The organism is Nitrospirota bacterium (genome assembly GCA_020846775.1).
Taxonomy (GTDB): domain Bacteria; phylum Nitrospirota; class 9FT-COMBO-42-15; order HDB-SIOI813; family HDB-SIOI813; genus RBG-16-43-11.
The window spans coordinates 1-2,806 of record JADLDG010000119.1 but is presented as its reverse complement, the minus strand read 5'-3'; the positions used below and the strand labels follow the sequence as shown (position 1 = coordinate 2,806).

The window sequence follows — 2,806 nt, the reverse complement described above, 5'->3', positions numbered from 1 at the left end:
GGGTTTGACTGGGAACATGTTGATCAGGTCTTTGCCAAGGTCCAGGAGGAGATGGGTGAGTTTGAAGAGGCCTTCAGAGTGGGGGACCGCGAAGGGATGGAGAGCGAGCTTGGGGATCTGTTATTTGCGCTTGTCAATATAGGACGGTTCATTGAGGTGAGTCCTGAAGACGCCTTGCGAAAGACGATAAGCAGGTTTATGTCGAGGTTCAGACATATTGAGGAAGAGATTGCATTAAAGGGATTGGAGTGGAAAGATGTCTCCCTCGGGGAGATGGAGGATCTGTGGGTGGAGGCTAAGGAGATAGAGAAGAAGAAGGGGAAGGGACAGGGAGGTTGATAGAGGTATGAGATGGCAGCGGGATTTCATGATGAAAAAGAGAAATACACTTTTCAATCTGAAAATTATAATCCCATTTATTTTACTCGCAGTGGGTCAATATGGTTCTGCTGTATCCTCGGCCCAAAGGCAGGTTTACCTTGCTGAATATGACGGTGTAATTAATCCGGTAGCAGGAGAGTATATTGCTGAGGTTATAAAAAATGCCAACAAAAATGATGCGGCTGCAGTCTTAATTGAACTTGACACGCCAGGCGGGCTTGATACATCAATGCGGGATATTGTAAAGGAAATTGGCAGTTCCAGCGTCCCGGTAATCGTATATGTATCACCCTCCGGTTCAAGGGCTGCCTCTGCCGGAGTATTTATCACAATGTCTGCCCATATTGCAGCGATGGCGCCGGGGACAAATATCGGAGCTGCACACCCTGTTGCAGTTGGCGGCGGACAGATGGATGATACGATGAAGGAGAAAGTAGAAAATGATTCTGCTGCATATATAAAATCTATCGCAGGAAAACGAGGCCGGAATATAGAGTGGGCAGAGGATGCAGTCAGGAAAAGTGTGTCAATAACTGAGAAAGAGGCGCTCGATCTAAATGTCATAGACTTAATAGCTGAGAGCCGGAATGAACTTCTGAAAATGATTGACGGGCGAGAGGTGACGACGAATAAGGGAAAGATCAGGATTGAGACAACAGGCGCCGCAGTCCGGGAATTTCCCATGGGCCTGAGACTGAGGATATTGAATACCCTGAGCGATCCCAATATTGCCTATGTCCTGATGATCCTGGGCATTTACGGCATGTTCTTTGAGCTTGCCAGTCCTGGCACTATCTTCCCGGGTGTTGTTGGCGCCATATGCCTCATTCTGGCATTTTATGCATTTCAAACACTCCCTGTAAATTATGCCGGCCTCCTGCTTATTATACTTGGCATTATCCTCTTTATCGCAGAGATAAAAATAGTAAGCTATGGACTACTCTCTGTAGCAGGTGTAATATCTATGGTGCTTGGCTCTATCATGCTGATGACGGTAGATGCGCCATTCTTCAGGATATCGTGGATGGTTATAATCCCTGCGGCATTGATGACCGCCCTGTTTTTTGCTGTCGCAATAGGGCTTGCTGTGAAGGTGCACAAACGGCAGCCAATTAGCGGCAGAGAGGGTCTGATTGGTGAGGTTGGAGAGGCTGTCTCTGACATTAGTGCAGGGGGTACAGCGTTCGTTCATGGCGAGTTGTGGGACGCGAGGAGTGATGAAGCGGTCAGAAAGGGAGAAAAGATTAAGATTGTCGGGATTGAGCAAATGACAGTAATTGTAAAGAAGGTATAATTCAGGGTTTAATCGAAAGGTGGTGCAATTATGGAGCTTTTTTTGAGTCCTCTTATTATCATAATTATAACAGCTATGTTTCTCTACAGCGCTGTCAAGATACTAAAAGAATATGAACGAGGGGTTATATTTATGCTTGGACGCTTCTGGCGTGTAAAGGGCCCCGGACTTATCGTGCTTATACCAGGGATACAGAAGATGGTCAAGGTAAGTTTAAGGATCTTAGTCCTCGATGTCCCAACACAGGATATCATCACTAAAGACAATGTCTCTGTTAAGGTAAGCGCTGTTGTATACTTCCGTGTAATTGATTCTCAAAAGGCAATAATAGAAGTTGAAGATTATTTTTATGCAACATCACAGCTTTCCCAGACAACCCTAAGGAGTGTCCTGGGGCAGGCAGACCTCGATGACCTCCTGTCTGAAAGAGATAAGTTGAATCAGGACCTCCAGCGTATACTTGACCGTCATGCTGAGCCGTGGGGCGTCAAGGTGTCCAATGTTGAAATCAAGAATGTTGATTTGCCGCAGGAAATGCAGCGTGCCATGGCTAAACAGGCAGAGGCGGAAAGGGAGAGGCGTGCAAAAGTGATTCATGCAGACGGTGAATTTCAGGCATCACAAAGGCTTGCTGACGCTGCAGGGATAATGAGCGCAAATCCTACTACACTTCAGCTCAGATACCTCCAGACACTGACAGAAATTGCAACTGAGAAAAACTCCACCATTATATTCCCCTTACCAATAGACATACTGTCTCCCCTCATTAACAGGAAGGAAGCAGTTAAGTAATAATGATATTCAGGTTTATTGCCATATTGGCAACCTGCATGTTTTTCTGGACATCAGGAGGGCTGGCAGCTTCAAATGGTATTTCAGATATTCTGGTTACGAAGAGAAATTCTGAGCTGTTAGTCTCCGCCAGACTAAGTGGCGGTTTTACCCAGGAGATAAAGCAGGAGATAATCAATGGGGTAAAAAAAGAATTTTTTTATTACATGGTTATAAAAAGGGTGATTCCAGGCTGGCTTGATGAGGAGAAGGTATCCGGCACAATAAGATATTTGATAAAGTATGATATCCTCAAGCAGCAGTTTCTCGTAACCAGGACGGCGGCAGGCCTGAGCTCAG

Annotated in this window: 4 protein-coding genes; all 4 read left to right on the top strand. The window is 45.8% G+C overall.

Translation table 11 applies throughout. From position 1 onward, the window contains the following. Positions 1–339, top strand: a 339-nt coding sequence (locus tag IT392_13260; protein MCC6545440.1) for a nucleoside triphosphate pyrophosphohydrolase, incomplete at its 5' end; no start/stop codon positions are given. 28 nt (positions 340–367) lie between these two features. Next, positions 368–1,675 (top strand): nodulation protein NfeD, encoded by a 1,308-nt coding sequence (locus IT392_13255; protein ID MCC6545439.1) that lies wholly within the window; start codon positions 368–370, stop codon positions 1,673–1,675. A gap of 30 nt (positions 1,676–1,705) precedes the next feature. Then, positions 1,706–2,467, top strand: a complete 762-nt coding sequence (locus IT392_13250) for a slipin family protein (protein MCC6545438.1) — start codon at positions 1,706–1,708, stop codon at positions 2,465–2,467. Between the two features lie 2 nt (positions 2,468–2,469). Beyond that, positions 2,470–2,806: DUF4390 domain-containing protein (locus IT392_13245; GenBank protein MCC6545437.1), on the top strand; the 337-nt coding region annotated here is incomplete at its 3' end.